Genomic DNA, 2778 nt, shown 5'->3' with positions numbered 1-2778 from the left:
CACTGACCCGCCTGACGGGTCAGTGCGGCTTGCTGATCACCGGGTCGCACTGACTTGCCTGACGGGTCAGTGCGGCTTGCTGATCACCGGGTCGCACTGACTTGCCTGACGGGTCAGTGCGGCTTGCTGATCACCGGGTGTCAAGGGCCATCTGTTTCTGCCCAGGGGCGGTCGTGAGACCTGCCCGGTGACGGTCACGAGAACTGCCCGGTGGTGGCCATGGGATCTGCTCTACGGGTGGCCACCACTGGCTGGTTCGTGTCAGCTCAAGGGGCTCACCCCTGCTCCGTTGAGGGCCTGGGTCAGGCGTACGGACTCGCCGCTGGTCTGGCAGACGTGGGCGTGGTGCAGCAGCCGGTCGACGGTGGCGGTGGCCAGCGTCTTGGGCATCAGCTCGTCGAACCCTGAGGGGTGCAGGTTCGAGGAGACGGCGATGGAGCGTTTCTCGTACGCGGCGTCGACGAGCCGGTAGAGGCCCTCGGCGGCGTCGTGCCCGACCGGGAGCAGGCCGATGTCGTCGACGACGACGAGGTCGGCGCGCAGGATCCGGGCGATGGCCTTGGTGACGGTGTCGTCGGCGCGGTGTCGACGCAGCAGCACGCCGAGGTCCTCGAGGGTGAACCAGGCGACCTTCAGGCCGGCCTCGACGGCGTGCTGGCCGAGGGCCTCGAGCAGGAACGTCTTGCCGGTGCCGGACGGGCCGCACACGACGAGGTTCTCCCTGCGGTGGACCCACTCGAGGGTGCGCAGCGCCTGCTGGGTCGGCGCCGGGATGGAGGACGCGGCCGGCTCCCACGCCTCGAACGTCTTGCCGGTGGGGAACCCGGCCGCGGCGCGGCGGGTTGCCAGCGCGGAGCGTTCCCGCCCGGCGACCTCCTCGGCCAGGACGGCCTTGAGGACCTCGGCCGGGTCCCAGCGTTGGGCCTTGGCGGTGGCGATGACCTCCGGGGCGTGGCGGCGCACGTGCGGCAGCCGCAGCCGGCGCAGCAGCGCCTCGAGGTCGGCCGGCAGCGGCGGCGCGGACGGCGTCGGGGTGGTCACGGGCTCACCTGGCCCTCGTTCGCGACCGGCGCGGTGTGGGCGCCGAGGCGCGCCCAGCCGCGGGTGCCCTGCGTTAGGGAGGCGTCCTCGGTGGCACGATGCTGGCCGGTGTCCTCGTGCCGTGGCGTGCTGGCGTGGTGGTCGAGGATGGAGGCCAGGTCGGCCTCGGCGAACCGGCCGTGGACGGCGGCGTGCCCCAGGGCCCAGTCGACCCGGGCCGCGTCGAACAGCTTGGCCAGCTGGACGGCCTCGGCCATCTTGACCCGCATCTTGGTGGTGCCGGCCGCGGCGGCCTCGGTCAGCCACAACCGGGCGCCCTCGCCGAGGGCGAGGAACTGAGCCTCGGCGGCATTGCGCGCCAACGGTTTGCGCTCCAGTGCGCCCTGCGGTTGGGTCGGGAAGTGGGTGTCGTCGATCCGTGGCGAGCCGGGCGTCGCGCGCGCGTGCCGGGCGACCTCGACCGGCCCCGCCTCACCGAGGTGGGTGATCACGACCTGCTCGCCGGCCCCGGCGCCGTACACGCGCACCCACACCGTTTCCCCGAGCAGGGTGTGCGGCACCGAGTACTGCCCGGCCTCGAAGGTGACCATCGGCGTGTTGGGCGGCACGACCCGGGTGACGCCGTACGCGACGGTGTACGCCCTCGCCGCGACCGGGTGCAGCCGGGCCCGCTCCTGCTCGAGCATCTCCTGCGGGGCCCGCCGGGTGATCCGGTGGACCCTCGTGTTGACCGTGTCGTTGAACGCCTCGCACGCGGACTGTAGCTGCTCGAACGAGTCATACGCCTCGAGCAGGTTCGCGTCCGTGGGCACGAGGTCGGCCTTGGATATCCGCACGCTCGCCTCGGTCCCGCCCTTGGACGCCGGGTCGGCCGGCACGCAGGTGTGGACCACGACCGAGTAGTGCCGCGCGAACTCGAGCATCTGCCGGTTGCGCACCGGGATCCCGGCGATGTGCTCGGTGGTGACCGTCTTCTCGTTGTCGGTCAGCACGTACGTCGGCACCCCACCCAGGCGCCGGAACGTCGCATCGAGCGCGGCGAACACCGACGGCAGCGTCTTGTCCCGCAACGGGATCACCACCCGGAAGCGTGACCAGGCCAGCCACGCACAGAACAAGATCGTCTTGACCCCATCGACGACCGGCCCGTCGCCGTAGTCGTACTGCAGCCACATCCCCGGCTCGGTCACCCACGGCCGGTGCACCCGCACCCGACCGGCCCGGAAGTTGCGCCGCACCGCCGCGACCGCGCGGCGGGTGGTGCGCTCCGAGCCGGTGTAGCCCAGCGCGACCAGCTTGTCGTGGCACACGTCCGCGCGGACCTTCCCGCTGCTGCGTTCGACCCACTCCTCGACCTTTTCCAGGAACGGGTCGATCAGCTGCTCCCGCCGCTCGGGCGCGTCGCGCACCCCGCCCGCGTCGCGGGCCTGCACATACCGCTTGACCGTGTGATGCGAGCAGCCAGCCAGCTCACCCGCATCCCGCAACGACCCGGTCAGGTCGTACGCATCCAGAATTTCCATGATCTCCTCGGCAGACTTCAACCTGTCCCTCCTCAGGACGACGACAGCGCTTCAGCACCGCCACCGTCCCCTGAGGAGGGGCCCCAACCCGCACACGGGCGAGGCAAACGGACTTCGTGTCGAGCAGATCCCGCGACCGTCAGCGGGCAGAACTCATGACCGCGACCGGGCAGCTTCGTGACCGCCTACGGGCAGTTTCCCGTGGCCGTCGACA

The 2778-nt window shown here is 71.3% G+C and carries 2 protein-coding genes; both read right to left on the bottom strand.

The annotated features are described in order from the left end of the window. Positions 1 to 261: 261 nt before the first annotated feature. A complete protein-coding gene (istB, locus tag ABWV20_RS17865) occupies positions 262 to 1041 on the bottom strand; it encodes an IS21-like element helper ATPase IstB (RefSeq protein WP_353357585.1) in 780 nt (259 codons plus the stop codon). Beyond that, complete coding sequence (gene istA / locus ABWV20_RS17860) at positions 1038 to 2585, bottom strand: IS21 family transposase (protein WP_353357583.1); 1548 nt, start codon at positions 2583 to 2585, stop codon at positions 1038 to 1040. Before istA ends, istB begins: the two co-directional genes overlap by 4 nt. Positions 2586 to 2778 lie beyond the last annotated feature (193 nt).

Origin of the sequence: Intrasporangium sp. DVR (assembly GCF_040365325.1) — a bacterium.
Lineage (GTDB): Bacteria > Actinomycetota > Actinomycetes > Actinomycetales > Dermatophilaceae > Intrasporangium.
This window is presented reverse-complemented; position numbering and strand designations above follow the sequence as displayed.